The following is a 22,441-nucleotide window of genomic DNA, read 5'->3' as shown; positions in this document are numbered from 1 at the left end:
ATATTACGATTGTTGCCCCAACAAAAATATAAACCATTATCTCTCCTCCTATAATGAGAATCATTTTCATCCATTATAATGCATAATAAAAACCCCCACAACTTTTATGTGAACGGGTACATTGGTATAGGGTGGTATTATTTTACATGTACTAATGGACTAGTATCATGGTAAGATGGAAAAAAAGTTTAAAAAGGGGTGATTCTATGAAAAATTCACAGCATATACAAACCATCCTAAATGGTTCAATTAATTCTTTGAAAAGCATTCTTCCAATGGAATTAAATATTCAATCCCCTTCAGTCTTAACGGAACCCTTCATTCAAAAAGAAATGGGCGTTTTAATCGGACTAATAGGAGATATCAAGGGAAGAATTATCATCGACAGTACTGCATCCTCCTTCAGTGCCATTGGAGCGAAAATGTTTGGCATGCCTATTGAAGGTGAAATGCTTGAATCCTTTGCTGGAGAACTGGGCAATATGTTTGCTGGTAACCTGTGTACACATGTAGGACAACAAGCACTAAATGTCGATATTACTCCTCCAACTGTTATGGTGGGTAACACAAAACTTTTCGGTTTTGAGAAAGCTTTTAAACTACCGACAATTATCGACGAAGTGGGCACTCTTACAATTCTATTCACAATAGATGAAGAATAATCCTCCCTTACATAAGAAAACTAACCGAAAATTTTTGGTACATAATAAGGGCATACTTACAAGAACACGCTGATCTATATAGATCGGCGTGTTTTTTTGTTTGTTGAAAGCTACTGGTTAGGATATACTGCGATTCCCGTTTTAGGGTGTAATGATTCTGATTCTTGCAGTCTCCTCTACTCTCTCTAACTAATCATTTTTTTAAGCTATAGAGCCCCTAATAGGTATTTCATGAAAAAAATAGTAAAAACCGACCAGTAAATAATACCTTCACATTAAGTTCACATTTAGGTGTAATATGTGTGATTTTTATCACAGCGTGGGCAATCGATTTTTTATATGATTTGTTTGTAAATTACTTAACTACTTTATTTCTTCACTTAGGGGGGAGAGTTATGGCAAACCATAAAAAGACGCCAGATGATAATTTAAAAGGTACACTATATGCAACTTTTGGCATCGGAATTATCATCATAATCGTTTGGGCACTTTGCTTTAATTTATTCATTGATCGTTTCTAAATCATCTTAAAACAATTCCTAGGAGGGAACATCCATGCACATACACAAGTATGAGAAATGGTGGCTTGTATTTGGTACAGCAACACTCATTTCGTTTCTAATAATAATCGGTGTGAGCGCATTCCATGCAGGCGCACATCCAAACAATTCAAAATGGACAATTGACTATGAAAAAGTTGATGAAATTGCTCCATTCGACAACCCAGGCGTTCATAAGGTTGAAGACAAGGACTGGGATTATGAAGTAGTTTTAGTCGCTTCTGCCTTTAGCTATAATCCAATGGAAATCAAGGTTCCTAAAGGCTCAAAGGTTCGTTTCATTGCTACAACTAAAGACGTTATTCATGGATTTGAGGTTGCAGGTACTAATATTAATATGATGCTAGAGCCTGGCTACGTATCAGAGCTTGTGACTACAGTTGATAAGGTTGGCGAATTTGTAATTGTATGTAATGAGTATTGTGGCGTTGGTCACGCAATGATGTATTCTACGTTAAAGGTGGTGGACGCTGATGACAACAGCAATCACTAGTAAAGAAGTTAAACAAACAAACTTACCAAAAGAAAAAACTTCTATTCTAAAAGATAAATTTATTCAAGTAGATCGTAAGGATGCTAAATTAGCTTTAGCACATATGTATGTCGCATTTACTGCCCTATTAGTTGGTGGTCTTGCAGGCCTTTTACAAGTATTTGTTCGTTCTGGTGCTTTTGAGCTGCCATTTGGCATTGGTTATTATCAAGTTTTAACTGTACACGGTGTTCTATTAGGACTTATTCTTACAACTTATTTCATTCTAGGATTCCAATTGGCTGCAGTAAGTCGTACAGCTGGACCCCTTTCTAATACACAACGTAAATTAGGCTGGATTGGTTTCTGGTTAATGGTCGTTGGTACTATTGCAGCTGCAACAATGGTACTTTTAAATGAAGCTTCTGTGCTTTACACATTCTATGCCCCACTACAAGCACACTGGATTTTTTATGCTGGTCTTGCTCTAGTAGTTGTTGGTTCATGGATTGAAGGATTTGCACAAATTATGCGCTATGCTCAGTGGCGTAAGGAAAACAAGGGCCAAACTTCTCCACTATTAGCATTCATGGCTGTTGTAAATAACTTGATGTGGTTTGTAGCTTCTCTTGGAGTTGCAGTTGAAGTATTATTCCAATTACTTCCTTGGTCTTTAGGTTTCGTTGAACGTATTGATGTATTATTATCTCGTACTTTGTTCTGGTATTTTGGTCACGCACTAGTATACTTCTGGCTATTACCTGCCTATATGATTTGGTACGTTGTTATTCCTAAGGTCATCGGTGGTAAGCTATTCTCTGATGCACTAGCTAGACTCTCATTTATGTTATTCTTATTATTCTCAGTTCCTGTTGGTGTCCATCACCAATTAACTGAGCCTGGTATTGATGGTTTCTGGAAATTCTTACAAGTAGTCTTAACATTCTTTGTTATCGTGCCTTCACTTATGACTGCCTTCTCGATGTTTGCTACATTTGAATTACGTGGACGCGAATTAGGTGGAAAAGGTGTATTAGGCTGGTTTAGACAATTACCTTGGAAGGATAGTCGCTTCTTAGTACCATTTATCGGTATGGTTGCCTTCATCCCTGGTGGTGCTGGTGGTATAGTCAATGCTTCCTATCAAATGAACCAATTAATTCATAATACAATTTGGGTTACAGGTCACTTCCATTTAACAGTTGCTACTGCGGTAGTATTAACATACTTTGGAGCTGCATTCTGGCTTATCCCCCACTTAACTGGGCGTAAGCTAACTAGTAAAATGAATAGCCTTGCCAATACATCTGGTATTCTATGGGCCGTTGGTATGTTCATAATGTCTGGGGCAATGCATCTTGCGGGATTACTTGGGGCACCTCGCCGTTCTGAATACTCTACTTATGGAGGATCTGAGCAGGCTGCTGAATGGATTACTTATCAGTTTGCACAAGCAATCGGTGGTACAATTCTATTCATCTCAATTCTACTAATTATTGGTGTTGTTATTAACCTAATCTGGTTTGCACCTAAAGGAGAAGAAGAATTCCCAGTTGCAGAGGCTGCAGCTGGAGGCGGTAAAACACCAGCGATTTTAGAGAACTTCAAGGTTTGGGGCGTTATCTTAGTTGCATTAATCTTGATTGCTTATACATTCCCAATTTTCGATATCATCAGCAATTCTCCTGCTGGCTCAAAAGGCTTTAAATTCTGGTAAAAAATCAACCTCTCCCCTTTTTTAGGGTGAGAGGTTATATTATTGTCTTGTAACTTAAGAGAAAAATTTCATTACCCCTACACTTAGCTGTGGTAATAAATACAGGAGAACCACATCTAATACCATAATGAGGATGAACGGTAATACCGGTCGAATCATTTTTTCTGGTAGCACATTACCCACCTTCGATGCAACGAACAGACTCAATCCAACAGGTGGAGTAAGAAGACCAATCGCTAAATTTATAATCATCAGCACACCAAAGTGAACTGGGTCAATTCCTACTGCTGTAACGATTGGCAATAAAATTGGTGTTAAAATAATTATTGCTGAAATTTCGTCGATAAACATACCAACAATTAATAAGAAAATAATAACCACCAGCATGACAACAAAAGGATGAAGATTGAACTCAGAAATAATCGAAGCGATTTCATGTGGCAATCTTTCTATTGTTATATAGAATCCAAAGAAAGAAGCCGATGCAATAATTATTGATAAAGTTGAAACCACTACTACTGTATCTAGCAATATCTTTTTCATGATTGCCGATGTAATTTTTTTGTAGACAAATTTACCGATGATAAAGCCATATACAACGGCTATTACAGAAGCTTCTGTCGGTGTAAAAATCCCACTATAGATTCCGCCTAAAATAATAAGTGGCATTAATATTGCTAAAAATGAGCTTAGTCCACTGCGTACTGTTCTTTTAAATTCAAACTTTTCATCGCTTTTAATATTATTCTTTAAAGAATAAATATACACCCAGACCATTAATGATACCCCTACAAAAATACCAGGAATAATACCAGCAATGAATAAATCACTTACTGAAACTCCTGCACTTACAGCAAACATGACCATTGGAACACTTGGAGGAATAATTACTCCTGTCGTCCCTCCTGCTGCCTGTACACTAGCCGAAAATTCTCTACTGTAGCCAACCTTTACCATTGAAGGAATCATTAACGCCCCAACAGCTGCTGTAGTCGCGACAGCTGATCCCGAAAGTGCCGCAAAAAACATACAGGCAACAATCGATACATGAGCAAGACCACCTCTAAAATGCCCTACTAGACTCGAGGCAAACTCTACTATCTTATCAGAAATCCCACCATGCTCCATAATTTTCCCAGCTAAAATGAAGAAGGGAGCTGCAAGTAGCGGGAAGGAATCCAGCGTAGTAAACATTCGATGAGGTAATGTACTCAACTCAATACTACCAGTTAAAAATACGATAATTACAGTAGACAAACCAAGCGCCACTGCAATTGGCACATTAATTATGAATAAGACAAGCAACAGGATAAACAGGAGAATACTCATTTACTCACCTCATTACTGCCTACTATATTTTTATATACTAATAAATCAATAATGTTCAGGATTTGTAGCAACGCACCAATTGGAATAGCTAAGTACACTAATCCCATTGGCAAATGTAAGGCAGGTGATTTATTCATTAAGTTTTCTAAAACCAACTCACCACCAGTGGTAATAAGAATGATTGCAAAAATGATTGCAATGACCGTACCTATAATTTTAATCGCTCGATTTAGGGTCGGTTTTAATTTATTTACAAATACCTCGATACTAATATGCGCGCCATATTGATAAGCAAACCCGCTAGATATAAAAGATACCCACACCAGCATGTAACGTGCAGCTTCCTCTGTCCAAGAAAATGAATAATTTAAAACTTCTCTCATGACAATTTGCAGGAATACAAGAAAAACCATTATAACCAATAAAAGCATGGCAATATACTGAGAATACCGATTCAAACCGTGAACAAATTTATGATACATAATTGGTGTCCTCCCACACTTATGGATAAAGGTCCCTCAATTTAAGGGACCTAGAGCTTTAACGACTTTCTTTTATAATCGAGATAAATTCACTAAATTTAGCTTCATGCTTATCATAGACGGGCTGAACAGCTTCTTTAAATGATCCTAGATCTATATCTTCAGCTTCAATAATGTTAACCCCATTTTCCTTCATCAGCTTTTCAGCACTAGCTTCATATTCCGGATAAATCGTATCATGATAGTAATCTCTTCCATCTATAATCATCGAATCAAATTTAGATTTTAAGTCATCCGATAAAGCGTTGTACTTATCTAGATTCATGACAATTACACCTGCTCGGTAGCTAATACCGACCTTTGATAGATGCTTGTTAACCTCGTAGATTTTCCCACCCGTCATTGTTACATTTAGTGGATCAGTACCATCCACTACTCCCTGTTGGATAGATGTGTACAATTCAGGATAAGGAATTGGAACGGGATCAGCTCCTAATGCACGGAACGTATCCATAAAGATTTCGTTTTCCAGTGTACGCAGCTTTAAACCTTTCACATCATTCAATGTATAAATATCTCTTTTATTATTGGAAATGTTAGCAATGCCATAGTCAAAGAAAGTTAGTAATTTTATGCCCTTTTCTTCTGCTTTTGCCTTTAATTTATCCCCTACTTCCCCCTGCAGGATTTCTCTAGCATGCTCGAAATCTTCAAAAAGAAAAGGCATATCTAAAAAGGCAACTTCCTGTACAAAGTTAGATAAGGCCCCACTTGTAACGATAGCCATATCGATTGTGCCTGAACGAACCTGCTCAACCATTTCTACCTCTCCACCTAATTGAGCACCTGGGAAGACCTCCAATGTAATCTGTTCAGAAGTAAAAGCCTTAATATCATCAGCCATTTTATTTGACAGTAAGCCGGCTGGATCAGTCTCTGGAGCAGCATGTCCCAAACGATAAACAATTTCATCCCCACTTGCATTCTCGTTGCCTTCCTTGTTTCCACAAGCCCCCATTAGCAAAGAAAGACAGCATACAACAAACAACAAGATTATCGATTGTTTTTTCAAATAACTACACCCCTTTTTTAAATGCAATTTTATCCGCAAGACGAACAAATTATTTCCCCTAATTTTCATCCTAGTTGTATTGTTTTCTAATTCTACGCGTGAAAGCGCTTTAATTCACCACTAAAAACTATGTAAGTTCGGGGGAAAATTCGTTATCTATTGATGAAGGAGCTATATTAGGATAGTTAAGTTGATATTCAGCAACGGTTTTCAGTTATGGAAGGTTATATGGAGAGGACTTGCTACAGGTCGTATAATAAACAGGCTTTCATCCACCCGCTTTAACTAATAGCTAATTCTTCCCAGTACACGCAAAAAAGCAAAAGCCTAATAACAAGGCTTTTGCTTAAAGTTTTATACTGGTTGAACTGGTAAGATATTTACAAATGTTGATTTATATTGGACTTCGTTTTCATTCATGAAGATATGAATCTCCCCATGGTCATTCGATGTACGGATTAGGCGTCCGATTCCTTGTTGAAGTCGAAGCTGCATGAATGGTAATTCCACTTCTTCAAAAGGATTTTCGGAGAATGCTCTTTTTGCATCGAATAACGGATCCTGTGGAGGGAATGGCAAATCGTAAATGATTACACGTGTTAGGGCTTCTTCTGGTAAGTCTAACCCCTCCCATAGGTGATAAGAGCAAAGTGTTTTCACTGCTCCATTCTGGAAATCACGTACGATTGCCGATAGCTCACGATCACCTTCAAAGGCCATAGTTAATTTAGACATCATTGGTAATTTTGCTTTAAAGTTCAGCATGGATTGCTTTGATTTAAATAAAATTAACGTTTGCTGCTGTCCATCTTTTAGCAGCTTCTCTGCCTTAGAGGCTTTTTCTTCTTGCTTAACTTCATGTAAATGCACCTTCATCACTTCATCATAATCGAATGGTGATGGCACACTAAATGATTGATACTTTTTAATTCCTAAACTATATGCAATATAAGAGAAATCTTTGTTAACAGATAATGTAGCCGATGAGAATACGATTGGCGTCTTTTTAGAGAATAGCTTCTCCTCTAAAACGTCCGTTATTAGTCGTGGCATGATGACTAATGTCTCTTCACCATCAGTTTCCTCTAGCCAGTCAACTGCATCTCCCTGGGCAACGAAAATACGAATCGCTGCTTGATATTGTTCTAGAAACTCTTCTGCCATATTTAGCTCGTATTCTGGAATCATATATAATTCAGATTCAAAAACAAACTCTTCTAACAGTCGTTCTACATCAGCAAGCAATTGTTTCCCTATAGTAAGAAGTCGATCTGATTTTTTAATCGTTTTTCTTTCTTCTTCAGAAGGGACAACATCATCTCGTAATTGGTCAAAGAATAATTCATGATGCTCCTGTAATGTTTCCATTGCATAGAGAGTTTTTTCACGTACACCATCAACCATTAGACGTTCTAATAAGTTAACGATTGTATAGCTTTGAACTTTAACTGTCATCGCATTTTGAGCCGCATATTCCAATAAATGACCTTCATCTAGCACCATCATCGATACTTCTGGTAGTAGAGGCAATTGACCTTCACGTTCACGAGATTCTTTAGTAGCTAAATGCTCCATAAGGAAATCCTGTGAACAAATGATTAAATCAGAAGAGCCACGATAATGTGAACGATGTAATGTTTGACCACAGCGATTACGCATATCACAAACAGAACATTGCATAATGGCATTGTAATTGACTCTTTGCCAATCCTCATCACTAATAGCGGAGTAATCACTTCTTGCTCCATAAGGACTTACTGTAAGCATCGACCCTTGTGCATAAACGCCATCTGGAATTGTCATGGCAATATCATCAATCCATTCTTCGGTTACAACTTTTTCAGTTTCCTCGAAGCGTTTTAAGCATAAGTATTGATTTCTTGATTTAGCTAAACGAACATCAATTGTTAAACCAAGATGCTCTGTTAATTTATAGATATCGCCGCCCTCTTTAACGAGCTGATCGATTAATGTTTCATCTGCACATGCAATTAACGCAGGACGACCTGTATATCGTGCATAAGAAATTGCAGGTAGCAAATAGGCAATGGTTTTACCTGTTCCTACACCTGCTTCTGCGAATAGTACATTTTTTTCTTTTAGTGCCTGTTCAATTTGGTATGCCATAAAGATTTGTTCATCTCGGCATTCGAATCCCTTTTCAGGTAATTCATCATATAAAACATCGCCCATCCAATCACCAAGTGAATCGAAAAAGGAACGATCCTTTGAAAGCTCAAACGGTAAAGACTGTCTCATTCTTTTAATCTCCTTCATTGAAATGCGCAAGATACTAGCTCATTGTAAAAAGAATTGGCACCTGCAGATAAACGCTGTTCGTAATCAAGACAACTAAACGGAAGGAGTAATCCCCCTTCCGTTAAAGCTTACAAATTAGTTATCGCGTTTTGATTTTTGACCCCAATATTGATAAAGGTCTGTACGGATAAAGCCATTAAATAGTTTACGCTTCTTTGTTGCTTTTTGACCATACAATTCTTCGAAATTTTCCATAGAAGAAAGCATATAAACGGACCATGTAGGATAATCCCTCATAACCTGTCCAAAATCACGGATTACTTTTTCAATCGCTTCTATTTCACCAATACGTTCTCCATATGGTGGGTTTGAAATAATTACACCATCTGTAAGACGAGTTGTAAAGTCCGTTGCTTGCATTTGTTTAAATGTAATGATATCGCCAAATCCAGCTTCTAAAGCGTTCTCCTGAGAAATAGAAATCATTCGATGATCGATATCTGAACCGATAATTTCAAGCGGCTCATCATACTTCGCTAAATCATCAGCTTCATTGCGAGCATCATCCCAGATTTTCGCCTTCATCCAAGACCATTCCTCAGATATAAATTCACGGTTATAGCCTGGTGCAATATTCTGTCCAATCATCGCTGCTTCTAATGGAATCGTTCCTGATCCACAAAATACATCAACAAGTGGTCTACTTGAACTCCATTTTGAAACCTTTATAAGAGCTGCCGCTAACGTTTCCTTTAACGGCGCTTCCCCTTGTGTTTGTCGATAGCCGCGCTTATGTAAGCCAGCACCGGAAGTGTCTATTGTTAAAGTTGCTACATCTTTAAGAATGGATACTTCAATTTTATAAGTAGCGCCAGATTCATCTAAAAAGCCTAGACGCTTATAGTGAATTTTCATGCGTTCAACAATGGCTTTCTTAACGATTGCCTGACAATCTGGAACACTATATAGTTTTGATTTAACAGACTTACCAGAAACAGGGAACGCTGCATCTACAGGTAAGTATTTTTCCCAGTCAATTGATTTTGTACTTTCGAAGAGCTGATCGAATGTATGCGCAGGAAATGACCCTACAACGATTTTTACACGGTCAGCAACACGTAGCCAAAGATTACATCTAGCAATAGCTGTCTCGTCACCTTCGAAATATACTTTCCCGTTTTCTACACGTGTCTCATATCCTAATTCTTGTACTTCTTGTGCAACAATTGACTCTAGTCCCATTGCTGCTGTTGCTACTAATTGGTATTTTGTCATGATTCAATTTCTCCTTGGTGTTCATATTCCCAAAATTGAAGGAATTCGATTAGCTCCTCTATAGGAACCGGTTTACTATAATAATATCCTTGGATAAAATCACAGCCCATTCGGCTTAACTGGTTCAACTGCTGAATGCTTTCTACTCCTTCAGCAATTACCTGCATGTTTAACCGATGTGCCATCTGTATAATTGCATCAACAATTGCCTGTTTATCTGCAAGGTTTACAATATGCTGTATAAAGCTTTTATCTATTTTTAAATAATCTACTGGGAAACGGACTAAATAACTTAGAGATGAATAGCCAGTACCAAAATCATCTATTGAGATTTTGAAGCCAAGTTGCTTCAAGCGAACTAGCTTACTGATCGTATCTGCATCACTATTCATAACCGTTCTTTCCGTAACTTCGATTTCAAAATTATGGGCCGATGTATTATTTCGTTCTAAAATCTTCTGAATGGACTCCAAGAAATTCGGCTGTTGGAAGTGTATACTTGAAATATTAATGGAAAATGGCAGCTTAGAATAGCCCGCTTTTCTCAGAATGGCCAATTCCTCACAGGCTTTTTCGATAATTATCTCGCTTATTGGTATAATCAGTCCTGTTTCTTCAGCATATGGAATAAATTCAGCAGGAGAAACAAAGCCCAATTTTTCACTATTCCATCGTACCAACGCTTCAAAGCCAATAATTTTGTTTTCTTCTACGTTCACCTTTGGCTGGAAATACAATTCAAAATCACGGTTGTCGATAGCTTTTCTTATTTCAGAATCTAATAGAATAAGACGATTTGCATCAGTATTTAATTCGTCAAAATAAAATGAGAAACGATTTCTTCCTGATTGTTTCGCATAATACATCGCTTTATCCGCTCGGTTTAAAAGCTCCTCGGTTGTATCTCCATCATGCGGATAAATACTGATTCCTATACTTGTAGAAACGAAAATTTCCTGATTATTTACTTTTATAGGCTTTTCTATCTCTTGAATAATTTGCTCAGCAAATTTAGCAGCTTCACGAGGATGTCGAAGGTTTGTCAAAGTGAGTACAAACTCATCTCCACCATATCTTGCTACGATATCCTTTGCACCTAATAATCTTTTCAAGCGATTCGCAACATCTACTAAAAGAAAATCACCGATTTCATGACCTAACGTATCATTTACCTGTTTAAACCGATCTAAATCTAGGAAGAAAATTGCATGCTGTGCTTCATTAAGCTTTGAGTCTTCATTTAACAGTAGGTCCATTTTTTGCAAATAGCTAAAACGATTATTTACATCCGTTAATGAATCTGTATGTGCTCTTTTTTCTAGTTGATCTTCTACTCTTTTTCTCTCAGATAAATCTGTGAAAATTCCGCAGTAGTGGGTTACATTATCGTTTTCATCTTTAATTTCCATAATAGATAGCCATTCGGGATAAATTTCCCCAGATTTTCTTTTATTCCAGATCTCGCCTTGCCAATTACCTTCTTTACTGAGAATTGCCCACATTTCTTTATAAAATTCACGATTATGTATACCTGATTGTAAAACTTTTGGTCCTTTCCCAACGACCTCTTCTTTTTTATAGCTAGTAACAAATTCAAAGGCATTATTCACAAATAAAATTTTCATTTGTGCGTCAGTGATCATTATACCCTCTTGTATGTTTTCAAATACCTTTAATAACAGGCTAGTAGTATGTAGTGTATTTCCATTATTTATGTTCAATCTCAAATTATTAAATAATTCCCTCATATTGACTCTCCTATTCACTATAAGAAAAGCTCTCCAATTTGAATGGAGAGCCTCTTATGTGACTTTAGTAAACTCAATTTGAATTTACATGAATAATTTTTTATTTTGTATGAAAGTAATTGTATTAATAATCATAGAAATTCATAAGCCATGTTTTGTTCCCGGGTACTCAAGCGGCGTTAGCCTCGTACGTATCGGGTAGTAATCATCTATCTACGAGAATTAGGCTTCTCGTCCCTCCATCCGTTCAATTCCTTTTGGAGAGTGCCCCTACCATAATTTGGGTTTCTCACTCGTGGGGTTTACCTCGTTCCACCTTTATTGTTTCCAATAAAGCTCCGTCACTGTGGCACTTTCAGGAAGTGTCAACCATATCGAAACCGACTTAGGTTTTCCTTCCGCCGTCAAGGTGAATCACCTTGCCTTACCTTATTTTTTCAGTAAGCACGAACACTACGGTCATCTCAGAGCCGTGTGAGCATGGACTTTCCTCTACAATAAATTGCAGCGATTACTCGAATTTGACTATGATAGATAATATTATACTAAAAAATCATCAAAATGACAACATTTTATTATTATTTGGCATAAATTCGTCATGGTTTTAATAGCATACAGACTATCAACTCACAACAAGCCTATAGCTTACTCAAATAATTTGCTGCCAAAAACATGCTTTTCTAAATTTGAAAGACGTTTTAAAATATCAAAATTAGTATTTCCCACAGCTGGAGGAGACACTTGTGTTCTTCTAGCTGTATTATTTTCTAATTCTTCTTTTAAACGGTTATTTTCAGAACGTAATTCTTCGACAATTTTCTCAAAAACATCATAATCTTCCATAATTTGATCTAAAAATTGATCTACTTGGTCAACACTGTAACCTTTCATCGCCTTTTTAAATTCTTTTTCTAATATGATTTTTGAATTTAATTTAATTTCCATTCACATCGCCCTTCCATCCCATACAGTACATAACCCAATTATATCATATGAATGTCATAAAAGGCATTTAAAGTAACTATTTCTTAGAAAACTTGGCTAATCGAAAAGACCTTTATTTGTGATTAACCGAAGTTGCACTTTGAAGTTATAAATGCTTCTACTTACCTTATGCCTAAAATAATTTTATCTTCCTTTGACTCGAATCGACACAAACCCGGTTTGTTGTCAAATTATGCGCTTGCCTGGGAAATTATTTTTGTAATTTTCTAAAATTTCCCCAATGTTAGAGATTAATTTTATTTTTTAATAGCTTCATCTCAAGCCTTTGAAGTCTTTTTAACCAAACACCTCGAAGTTTAACAGCTTGGTCCCTTTTCATAAATAGATTGTTATCTATCACAGTTATGCCCTTGTTGGTATAATGTAAAGCTTTTTCATAGTCTTTAAATTGATGCTCAAATACAATTGCTAACTGCTCCAATGCTTTTAGTTTTTCTCTATTTCCAATAAATAATAAGGCTTTTTCAAAAGAATTTACTGCTTTTGCATATTGCCCGTTTCTTTTTTGTTGAAGTGCTAAATAATAATTTGCTAGCCCTGTATTTTCATCATCATAATTATTTGTAACCGTTGTTAGTACCTGTTCACTTTGACCTGAATCCTTTAAATCTCCAAACCATTTCCCGATATTTGTATAGGTAGTGGCCGATTCACTCAATTCCTGTTCTAGTAATAGATTAGTAGAATGGATATAGAGTGTGACTAAGGATAAAAGATCCCATTCGTTATGATGCAATACCTTCATTAAAGCATCTGCATTTCCACTTTTAATCGCGTCTGAGTAAATGATAGGCGCTAAGAATCCAGGAATATCACCTTGTCTTGTAAATCCAAGCTTTTCTTCCTCTACCTTTGTTAGCTTCATTCTTTCCAAATTATTTTTCCATATCCGTTTTGAGCTATGTAATAAATCAATTTGTTTTTGTGAGCGTAATTTCGGTAAAATTTGTTGGTTTAAAGTCCATCTTGTTTCCAATTGTGGCCAATCAAAGCTTTTACCGTTATAGGTAACCACCGTCTTTGAATGCTGCCAGAATTTCGATTCAAATAGAAAGGATGCTTCATTTGCCGGGTCAGCTAATACATATTGCGTTAAAACAAATTGATCATCCAAAGCATCTAACAGCCCTATTAAAAAGATGTTCGTCCCCACACCTTTTAGGCCGGTTGTTTCCGTATCGAAAAAAACAATAGATTCATCAAAATTCATGGCATAGGGATGCTGAATGGATGATTGCTCCCATTTTTCAATCGCATCATACAATAACCCTAATTGGTAGGAACCATGGAGATAATCAAGTGGATACGTCACTACCCGTTTAAACAAAACACCAAAATCATTTTCAACTAATGTTAATCCTGCGCTTTCCCATTCTTTTATATAAAATGGTTTTTCTGGTCGTCGAAAGGTCGGTTTCTCTTCTTTTTGCTGTTCCTTCTTTTTGCCGAGCTTTTGTTTTAACTGCAGCATTTTATTTTCGTAAGACATGGGAAATCACCCTATTTCATTCTTTAAAATTGAAAGCACTTTGATTACTTTGTCCTTGCTCTCATTTAAGCTATCCTGTGCACCAATACAGGATGGGCAGCCACTTTTACATGGACAATTTTGAACATGATGGATTGTTGCATCTAAAATCGGCCCCAAAATATCATATACTCTTTCAGCTAAGCCTATTCCACCAGCGTAGCTATCGTAGATAAATAGTGTTGGCTTATCATTATGCGTGGATTTCACCTGCGGCACGACCGATAAATCACTTCTGTCACATTGAATATACAACGGTATAAATGAACCAATGGCATATGCTGCCCCCGTTAATGCATCTGTTAACATCTCCTCTGACCAATTTTCAGGTAAGTTAAAGGACATCCACGTAGCATTTGTATGCATTTCAAGTGGTGGAATATGAATTTTCCCCGAACCAATATTTTCATGGGTCTGGAAGCGTATTTTTTTAAAGATTGTCGGTATCGCCAAAATACTTATATCACCATAGCTAATCGTTGCAGAATTTAATGCTGCACTTTTATCTTCATTGAGAATTTTTAATTCTACTGCTAAATTCGCATCTGTAAAATAGTCAACATCTACTTCACGTACATACGCTTTCTTTTCTTCCCAATCTAATATTTCAACCTGGAATTGAGTTCCCTGATGGAGATAAATTGCTTCTTCATGTAAAAGAGTCATTGCACTATAGGTATCCATCTCACCGATAACCTTAGTTCCAGCGGGAATTGTCTGATCAATAATAACCACATTCTCTTGTGCAGCAGAACGTAAAGAAACCTCATGCGCAGGGAAGCGTTCACTCATCCAATACCAGCTTGAGCTAGTTTTAACAAGGACACCTTCGTCTTGTAAAAACTCCAGCAACTCCTGTACATCAAACTCTCCATAAGTATCTGTCACTGAAAATGGCAATTCAAAAGCCGCACATTTCAGGTGATCCATTAAGATTAAGATGTTCTCTGGATTGATTAGCGCCTCTTCTGGTGAGCTGCCTAACATATATGTAGGATGATTTACCACATATTGATCAAGGGCTGTTGAATTTGCTACATAAATTATGAGCGCTGAGTCTTGTCTTCTTCCAGCCCTTCCTGCCTGCTGCCAAGCACTTGCGATGTTACCTGGGTACCCCGTCATAATACATGCTTGCAATTGACCGATATCTACACCCAGCTCTAAAGCGTTAGTACTGACAACTGTTTGAATCGTTCCATCTCTAAGACCTTTTTCAATCTTACGACGTTCTGTTGGTAAGTAGCCGCCTCTATACCCTCGAATAGATTCATCTTGGATTTTGTTCTTTGTAAGGCTTTTTAAATAGGTTACTAGCATTTCCACCCGAACACGTGATTTTGCAAATACGATGGTTTGAATTCCTGCTTCAAATAAACGTGTGGCTAAATCACGCACCTCTAAAACACTACTCCGCCTCACGCCAAAGGTTGGATGCACAATTGGTGGGTTATAAAATAAAAAGGTCTTCTTCCCAACCGGAGCTCCTGAATCTGCAATCAGCTGATGCTTTGTATTTGTTAAGCTTTCAGCCAGCTCTTTCGGATTTTTTATAGTAGCAGAAGTACAAATAAATATCGGATCACTTCCATAAAAAGCACAGATTCTTTTTAGTCGACGAATAACATGTGCTACGTGACTTCCAAAAACTCCTTTATATGTATGCAATTCATCTATGACAATATATTTTAAGTTTTCAAAGAGTGAGACCCATTTTGTATGATGAGGTAAAATCCCCGAATGGAGCATATCTGGATTTGTCATTACAATATGTCCTGCTTTTCTAATTTTTTGTCGAATTGCAGGTGCAGTATCTCCATCATAGGTATAGCTTAAAATTTCCTCCCCCATTTCCTCTACCAGCTCATTTAAATCGGATTTTTGATCCTGAGCTAACGCCTTTGTGGGGAATAAATATATTGCTCGACTCGATTTATCTTCTAGAATTTTTTGTAGCACAGGCAAATGGTAGCACAGAGATTTTCCAGATGCAGTAGGTGTTACAGCAGTAAAAGATTCTCCAGAAGTGGCATGATCAAAAGCTTCCCTTTGATGCGTATAAAGCTGTTCAATCCCTCTAGCTTCAAGAGCTTTTTGGATAGAAGGATGCAGCTCTTTTGGAAAAGAAGCATATTTTGCCGGTCTAGGCTCTAAAGTGTGCCAATGCAAAATGTTTTGTTTTAGCTCTTCGTCAAATCGCCATTCTGTCAGCAGATCATCAATTGAACGTTTTTTACTGAACATCCTGATCATTCTCCTCCTCTAAATATCTTAAAAAGAAAGATAATGTGTAGTGTACAGATTGAACAGATTGAATAAAACGTTTCTTACTTGTTTCCTTATAAAAGGACTGGACGACAAATTGATCCATTGCATCAACAACATTTTGAATTTGAGATTTGTGCATATATTTAGGACGATTTTCTTCAATCCAATTTAAGGCATGCTGTTGCCAATCTATTAAAACGGAATGATAAAAATCCGCATGTGGTTTAACTTCTTCAAAAAATTGAGGCGTTGCGTCAAGTTCACGCTGTTTAAAAAAGCGACTAATTGACGCATCACACTCATTTAACAATTGCTTTGATAGTTCTATTAGTTGCATTTTAGTACCCTCTTAAAATTATTATATTTCTTCTTTTAAGTGTACCAAAATCTCATTGTTAACACTAGTATTAGGGGAACAGGCATTCTTTACATGAAACTGCTTTTCTGCTAAGCTTACTTTTTGATAAGTAGTTCCTAATTGAGAGAAAATTTGGCTGTGAATTTGAGCTCTTTCATTATCAATTTTTGCTGTCATAATTTGATCGATACACTCAAGTTGTGAAATAAGCATTTGAATTCGTTGCATGGTCATTCCTCCTTATAGGAGGTTTAATTCCTTGCAATTATTCAATTCCCTTCCTACTTGTCAAAACTAGACATAGGTTGCTAAAACAAGAAGATTTTCGATATGTTTTTTATGCTAAAAATGGGTATCATTTTAAGAAGGAGTGTTTTTTCGATGTTTCATTATCCAAATGGCAAACCGTACAAGCCTAGTGAATCTTCAGTGCAAAAATCTACCTCGAAAAAAAAAGATTCCTCCTTTAGTAATCGGGGTAAAACACTAGAAGATGAAATTAACGAAACAAATACTTACTATTTAAATCAACAAATTGCAATTATCCATAAGAAACCTGTTCCAGTGCAAATCGTCAAAGTAGAGTATCCATCACGAAGTGCAGCAGTTATTCGTGAGGCATACTTCCGAACACCGTCGACTACCGATTATAATGGTGTATGGAATGGATATTATATTGACTTTGAAGCCAAGGAAACAGAAAGTAAAACATCCTTCCCATTAAAAAACGTCCACCTTCATCAAGTAAACCATATGAAAGAAGTGACAAATCAAAAAGGAATTACTTTTACAATAGTCAAATTTACGACTTTGGATCGTTATTTCATCGTACCATTTAATGTTTTACACGAAGCCTGGCAAATGATGGAATGCGGCGGCAGAAAATCGATTCCATTAAGTGTATTTGAATCAAAAACAATAGAAATCCAACCCGGTTACAATCCTAGGATTGACTACTTAACCGTAATAAAAAAAATGATAGCAAACGAAAACTAATTGTTTGTTAAAGTGAGGAGATTACTTTGGCTGAAAAACGTCGAACTCGCGAGGAGTTAAAGCGCGAACGTGAATTACAAAAGAAAAAACATAAAAAACCAGTAGGCATATGGGTAAAACGCATCGTTCTAACGATTGTCATTATCGGCATTGTCGGGCTGATTGGTGGTGCTGGCCTATTTGCTGTATATGCAAGCTCGGCTCCAGAACTAGATGAAGAATTATTAAAGGATCCAATTTCATCAGAATTTTATGATACGAATGGGGAGCTTTTTGCAACAATCGGTGCTGAAAGTCGAAAATATGTAGAATATGACGATATTCCGGAGGATATGGTAGATGCTATCCTAGCAACAGAGGATGTACGCTTCTTTAACCACTTTGGGATTGATGTTTGGCGATTAGGAAGTGCCGTTATTGCAAACTTTACACAAGGATTCGGCTCTCAAGGTGCAAGTACCATCACGCAACAGGTTGTAAAAAATTCATTTTTAAGTAATGACAAGCAGCTAAAGCGTAAAGCACAGGAAGCATGGCTTGCCATCCAGCTTGAAAGACAATATGAAAAAGAAGAAATATTCGAAATGTATTTCAATAAAATACTTATGTCAGGTCGAATTTACGGATTTGGTACTGCCTCAGAGTATTTCTTTGGTAAAGAGCCAAGTGAATTAGAGCTTGATGAAATGGCATTATTAGCCGGGATTCCACAAAGTCCCAATAGATATAATCCATATAAAAACCCAGAGCGTGCTCAGCAACGAAGAGACCTTGTTTTAGACTTAATGGTACAGCATAAAAAGATTACACAAGAACAAGCTACTGCTGCAAAAGAAATTGATGTAACTTCTCGCCTATTGGCTGAGGAGGAACGCCAATCCGTAGCTGGTACTAAATATGATGCCTTTTTAGATGTTGTGTTAAATGAGCTTGAGGAAAAAGGTGATGGCGAAGCACTAGCTGAAGGAATTAAAGTATATACAACACTTGATCCAAAAGCACAATCGACTGTAGAGGATATTTTGAATAATCCTGAAAACTTCCCTACTGAAAATATTGAAGCTGGTGTTTCTGTAGTAAATACTAAGACTGGTGAAATCGCAGCAATTGGTGGAGGTAGGAATTACGCAAACCGCGGCTATAACTTTGCACAGGATTTAACACAACGTTCACCTGGTTCAACAATTAAGCCATTAATTGACTATGGTCCTGCAATTGAAAATTTAAAATGGTCTACGGGTCAAACAATTGTAGATGAAAAAATGAATTATTCTAATTCGAAGCAGGTTATTACAAACTTTGATAACAAATATTTAGGAACGATGACAGTACGTCAAGCACTGTATCAATCTCGAAACGTTCCAGCTGTAAAAACACTTCAAGAGGTTGGAATCGACAAAGCGGAGGAATTTATCAATAAGCTCGGTATCGAACCAGAAGCTGTCTATGAATCCGATGCAATTGGTGGCGGTAAGGTCTATATTAGTCCAATTCAATTATCTGCTGCATATGCGGCATTTGGTAATAACGGAGTCTATAGTGACCCTACTTCTATTAAAGAAGTCGTTTATCGAGATGGCACTAAAAATTCATACAAATCAAAACAGGTACCTGCTATGAGTGACTATACTGCCTATATGGTAACAGATATTTTACGTGATGTTGTAAGTCAAAAACCAGGTGCTTCTGGAACTGCTGCAGCTGTGTCAGGCATAGATATCGCTGGTAAAACAGGTACAACAAACTATTCAGCCGATGAGTTTGAAAAACAAGATTTACCAGGAAGCAGTGTTCCTGATTCTTGGTTTGCTGGTTATTCAACGAATTATTCAATTGCTGTTTGGAGTGGATATTCGAAGCGTTACGATCCAATTACTACTTGGGATGAGCGTCGTTTACCACAGCGATTATTCAAATCGATTATGACTGAGATTTCAGCAGATATTGAAACAGCAAACTTTAAAAAACCAAGTTCAGTTGTGGAAGCAACAATTGAGGTTGGAACAAACCCATTACAATTAGCAAGTGAGTATACTCCTTCTGAATTAAGACAAACAGAGCTATTTGTAAAAGGCACGGAGCCAACTCAAATCTCGGAAGAATTCGAGCAATTAGAGTTAAATGCCCCAACAAACCTACAAGCAAATTACAGTGTTGAAGGCAATCTTGTAGATCTAACTTGGGACTATTCCCCTCCAAGTGATGAGGAAGATATCGACATTACATTTGAAGTGTCAATGGGGATGGATAATCAAAAACCAGTTGTCATATCGTCAACTGGAGAAATGCGAGCAACACTTTCAAACTTAGAAGCCGGACGTAATTATACGTTTAGTGTAGTGGCCATTTCGGGCGATGTCCGAAGCGAGCCTGCTTCCGTATCAATTTATATCGAAAATGCTGTTGAAGAGCCTGAAGTAGATTCCCCAGAAGAACCTGAAAACGGTGGTGGGAATGGAAATAACGGTAATAACGGCAATGGAAACGGTAATAATGGTAATGGTAATGGCGGGAACGGAAACGGGAATGGCAATGACAACGGTGGAAACGGTGAAGAAGATGGTGATTTCGACGATTGGTTCGGACCTGGTGGTGATGAGGGAGAAGTAGAAACCCCCACTGAGCCAACAGATCCAACTGAAAAACCAGAATAAGATATCGGGGGATGCATCTAATAGTAGTGCTCCCCCCTATATGGATACAGATGGCGATGAAAAATGTAAATTTTTCATCGCTTTTTTTATTTCATAGCTTTTAATTAGGATGAAGTGTGGGACTATTTAATTGGCTATTATCCATGGGGAATGTGTGTCGCGTATTTCATTACTCACCAAAAAAAGACTCAAAAGCAATATATAATTGCTTTTGAGTCTAATGCTACACTATAAATAGCTATAATTTTATTCTTAGACGGGCTAGTCTTTTTTTAAGTTCTTTGAAGAGCTCGTCTAACTGGCGAAAGCAGGCATATTGTCCAGGACGCATTTTTATGAACTGAAGGCGCTCCATGCCATTAATCGGAAGGACCTCGTAGTCTTCCTTTTCATTGATAGTTTGAAATGCTGTTTCCGAGCAATTTAAAATACAGGATTCGAAAAGGTCGATACCTTTTTCCATTAAGGTTTTGGCCTCTCCGTTTCTTAAATCATGTGCTTTGTGGATTTGCTCACTCAAATCATTCCATTGTTCAAAATATGGCTCCACTGCTTCTTTTGCAATCGATTCTATATGAACTTTAATCATTGCTTCACCAATCCTTTTTTCAGTCGCTTTTGCCCTTCACGACAATCATCAAGAAGTGGGCATATATGACATTGGGGATTTTGGGCTTTACAATGATAGCGACCAAAGAAGATCAGCTGGTGGTGCGTTTTCGACCAATTATCCATTGGCGTCTTTTTCATAATTGTTTCTTCGACTTCTAATACCGAGTCTTTTATGCGACATAAACCCAGGCGTTTGGAAACACGCTCCACATGGGTATCTACTGCAAGTGCAGGGATATTGAAAGTAACGGATAATACAACGTTTGCCGTTTTTCGACCAACTCCGGGTAGTGTGACTAGCTGTTCTCGGCTTTGTGGAATTTCTCCGTTAAATTCATTTAATAGCTTCTCACAAAGCAGTTGAATATTTTTAGCTTTATTGCGATATAGACCAATAGAACGAATATCGTTTTGTAATTCCTCTAAAGGTACAGCCAGATAGTCCTCTGGTGTTTTATATTTTTGAAATAATGTTCTCGTTACTTTATTGACGAGTACATCGGTGCATTGTGCTGATAATAATGTTGCAATCGTTAGCTCAAATGGGTTCTCGTGAACAAGCTCACAATGCGCATCCGGGAACATTTCGTCCATTACTGCCAAACAATGCTCCCACTGTTTTTTCGTAAGCATCGTTACACCCCCTATTCTCTTTCCTCTAGCCAGTTGTAAAAGGATACTTTTTTCGTATTTTCTGGTGCCACACTTACTTTCGGCTGCACAGAAGTTGTTTTACTATGAAATTGCTCCGTATGTTTTTCAACTTGCTTTACGGATGTAATATTTTTCTTTTTCCACTCAAATAAAATTCGGTCGATATAACGTAATGAAATTTTACCTGCAAGAACAGCCTCTTTAAGGGCAGCTTTGATGATTGCTGGTGAATGGTTGTCGGTATCAAGCCACATTGAAATCGTTTCAATTTCCATCGGTGATAGAAGACGCCCAAACTCCTGCTCAAAAATGGCGAAAATTTCTCCCTCTTCATTTTTCTCTGCTTCAATTTCTTGCTGCATTGAAGAGGCTTCGATATGATCCAATATTCTCTCCCATAATGGGTAAATCGAGTATTTCTCATAGACGATTCCATTTCCATCAATTCCTTGAGTAATCTCTAAAAAACCCTTTTGCATAAGTCTTTGTAACTTCGAGCTTATTTCGTTTTCACTAGAATAAATTCTTTTTGCTATATCACTTGGAGTGGGAAAATCATTTTGCTCTGAATGAAATGCCAATAAATGTAATAAGAGCAGTGCTTCATCATCTGCAATCTTTAACGCTTTATAATACTGGAAAAACAGCTTAGGTATCGAAACATTTCCTTGCTCAATCCACATATGGAGTCGCTGATATTTCTTTTTCAATTGATGGACTCCTTTCTTTGTTAAAATACTAAAGTATGTCTATTTGAACGAATTCCGTTAACGCCAAAATACTTAAAATA

The 22,441-nt window shown here is 37.2% G+C and carries 20 protein-coding genes and 1 other RNA gene; 6 read left to right on the top strand and 15 right to left on the bottom strand.

Going from position 1 to position 22,441, the window contains the following annotated elements; translation table 11 throughout:
- Nucleotides 1–206 precede the first annotated feature (206 nt).
- The 4 genes from LG296_RS08030 to LG296_RS08015 all read left to right on the top strand — a co-directional run bounded on the left by LG296_RS08030 (nt 207) and on the right by LG296_RS08015 (nt 3,411).
- Nucleotides 207–662 (top strand): chemotaxis protein CheX, encoded by a 456-nt coding sequence (locus tag LG296_RS08030; protein WP_107934375.1) that lies wholly within the window; start codon nt 207–209, stop codon nt 660–662.
- Between the two features lie 395 nt (nt 663–1,057).
- A complete protein-coding gene (locus LG296_RS08025) occupies nt 1,058–1,183 on the top strand; it encodes a hypothetical protein (protein ID WP_268968872.1) in 126 nt (41 codons plus the stop codon).
- 34 nt (nt 1,184–1,217) lie between these two features.
- A complete protein-coding gene (locus LG296_RS08020; RefSeq protein ID WP_107934373.1) occupies nt 1,218–1,715 on the top strand; it encodes a cytochrome c oxidase subunit II in 498 nt (165 codons plus the stop codon).
- Nucleotides 1,696–3,411 carry a b(o/a)3-type cytochrome-c oxidase subunit 1 gene (locus LG296_RS08015; RefSeq protein WP_285842553.1) on the top strand — a complete coding sequence of 572 codons (1,716 nt, stop codon included), beginning with the start codon at nt 1,696–1,698 and terminating at the stop codon, nt 3,409–3,411. The genes LG296_RS08020 and LG296_RS08015 overlap by 20 nt, the downstream gene beginning before the upstream one ends.
- Before the next feature lie 54 nt (nt 3,412–3,465).
- Here LG296_RS08015 and LG296_RS08010 read toward each other — a convergent pair whose 3' ends face one another.
- From LG296_RS08010 to LG296_RS07955, 12 genes are all read right to left on the bottom strand, one after another.
- Nucleotides 3,466–4,740, bottom strand: a complete 1,275-nt coding sequence (locus LG296_RS08010; protein WP_404427886.1) for a TRAP transporter large permease — start codon at nt 4,738–4,740, stop codon at nt 3,466–3,468.
- Entirely contained in the window at nt 4,737–5,222 is a 486-nt protein-coding gene (locus tag LG296_RS08005; RefSeq protein ID WP_107934368.1) for a TRAP transporter small permease, read from the bottom strand. The genes LG296_RS08010 and LG296_RS08005 overlap by 4 nt, the downstream gene beginning before the upstream one ends.
- A gap of 58 nt (nt 5,223–5,280) precedes the next feature.
- On the bottom strand, nt 5,281–6,294 hold the full coding sequence (locus LG296_RS08000; protein WP_181417994.1) for a TRAP transporter substrate-binding protein: 1,014 nt from the start codon (nt 6,292–6,294) through the stop codon (nt 5,281–5,283).
- A gap of 354 nt (nt 6,295–6,648) precedes the next feature.
- Entirely contained in the window at nt 6,649–8,553 is a 1,905-nt protein-coding gene (locus LG296_RS07995; RefSeq protein ID WP_404427885.1) for an ATP-dependent DNA helicase, read from the bottom strand.
- A 135-nt stretch (nt 8,554–8,688) separates the two neighbouring features.
- On the bottom strand, nt 8,689–9,828 hold the full coding sequence (locus LG296_RS07990; protein ID WP_107934362.1) for a class I SAM-dependent RNA methyltransferase: 1,140 nt from the start codon (nt 9,826–9,828) through the stop codon (nt 8,689–8,691).
- A complete protein-coding gene (locus LG296_RS07985; RefSeq protein ID WP_404427884.1) occupies nt 9,825–11,576 on the bottom strand; it encodes a putative bifunctional diguanylate cyclase/phosphodiesterase in 1,752 nt (583 codons plus the stop codon). The genes LG296_RS07990 and LG296_RS07985 overlap by 4 nt, the downstream gene beginning before the upstream one ends.
- 140 nt (nt 11,577–11,716) lie before the next feature.
- An RNA gene (gene rnpB / locus LG296_RS07980) (RNase P RNA component class B) lies at nt 11,717–12,099 on the bottom strand.
- Between the two features lie 122 nt (nt 12,100–12,221).
- On the bottom strand, nt 12,222–12,521 hold the full coding sequence (gene gpsB / locus LG296_RS07975; RefSeq protein ID WP_251400576.1) for a cell division regulator GpsB: 300 nt from the start codon (nt 12,519–12,521) through the stop codon (nt 12,222–12,224).
- Between the two features lie 283 nt (nt 12,522–12,804).
- Complete coding sequence (locus LG296_RS07970; RefSeq protein ID WP_107934357.1) at nt 12,805–14,070, bottom strand: ribonuclease H-like domain-containing protein; 1,266 nt, start codon at nt 14,068–14,070, stop codon at nt 12,805–12,807.
- 6 nt (nt 14,071–14,076) lie between these two features.
- Nucleotides 14,077–16,353, bottom strand: coding sequence for a DEAD/DEAH box helicase (locus tag LG296_RS07965; protein WP_404427882.1), 2,277 nt, complete (start codon nt 16,351–16,353; stop codon nt 14,077–14,079).
- Nucleotides 16,343–16,714 (bottom strand): YppE family protein, encoded by a 372-nt coding sequence (locus LG296_RS07960; protein ID WP_107934353.1) that lies wholly within the window; start codon nt 16,712–16,714, stop codon nt 16,343–16,345. The genes LG296_RS07965 and LG296_RS07960 overlap by 11 nt, the downstream gene beginning before the upstream one ends.
- Nucleotides 16,715–16,735: 21 nt before the next feature.
- The gene (locus LG296_RS07955) at nt 16,736–16,963 is read right to left on the bottom strand and encodes an endonuclease (RefSeq protein WP_404427881.1); all 228 of its coding nucleotides are present in this window, start codon (nt 16,961–16,963) and stop codon (nt 16,736–16,738) included.
- A 153-nt stretch (nt 16,964–17,116) separates the two neighbouring features.
- Here LG296_RS07955 and recU point away from each other — a divergent pair, with 153 nt between their 5' ends.
- Nucleotides 17,117–17,731: a Holliday junction resolvase RecU gene (gene recU, locus LG296_RS07950; RefSeq protein WP_107934349.1), complete on the top strand. Its 615-nt coding sequence runs from the start codon at nt 17,117–17,119 to the stop codon at nt 17,729–17,731.
- A gap of 26 nt (nt 17,732–17,757) precedes the next feature.
- Nucleotides 17,758–20,385 (top strand): PBP1A family penicillin-binding protein, encoded by a 2,628-nt coding sequence (locus tag LG296_RS07945; protein WP_404427880.1) that lies wholly within the window; start codon nt 17,758–17,760, stop codon nt 20,383–20,385.
- Nucleotides 20,386–20,623: 238 nt separating this feature from the next.
- Here the strand turns inward: LG296_RS07945 and LG296_RS07940 are convergent, their stop codons facing one another.
- Genes LG296_RS07940 through LG296_RS07930 form a run of 3 tightly spaced genes read right to left on the bottom strand, consistent with a single transcriptional unit; the run spans nt 20,624 to nt 22,361 of the window.
- Complete coding sequence (locus LG296_RS07940) at nt 20,624–20,974, bottom strand: YpoC family protein (RefSeq protein WP_404427879.1); 351 nt, start codon at nt 20,972–20,974, stop codon at nt 20,624–20,626.
- Entirely contained in the window at nt 20,971–21,630 is a 660-nt protein-coding gene (gene nth / locus LG296_RS07935; RefSeq protein WP_404427878.1) for an endonuclease III, read from the bottom strand. The genes LG296_RS07940 and nth overlap by 4 nt, the downstream gene beginning before the upstream one ends.
- 11 nt (nt 21,631–21,641) lie before the next feature.
- A complete protein-coding gene (locus LG296_RS07930) occupies nt 21,642–22,361 on the bottom strand; it encodes a DnaD domain protein (RefSeq protein WP_404427876.1) in 720 nt (239 codons plus the stop codon).
- Between the last annotated feature and the right edge of the window lie 80 nt (nt 22,362–22,441).

Source organism: Ureibacillus chungkukjangi, assembly GCF_044795995.1.
GTDB classification, from domain to species: Bacteria; Bacillota; Bacilli; order Bacillales_A; family Planococcaceae; genus Ureibacillus; species Ureibacillus chungkukjangi.
Note: the sequence above shows the minus strand (reverse complement) of the source record. Positions and strands in the feature narration are given on the sequence as shown.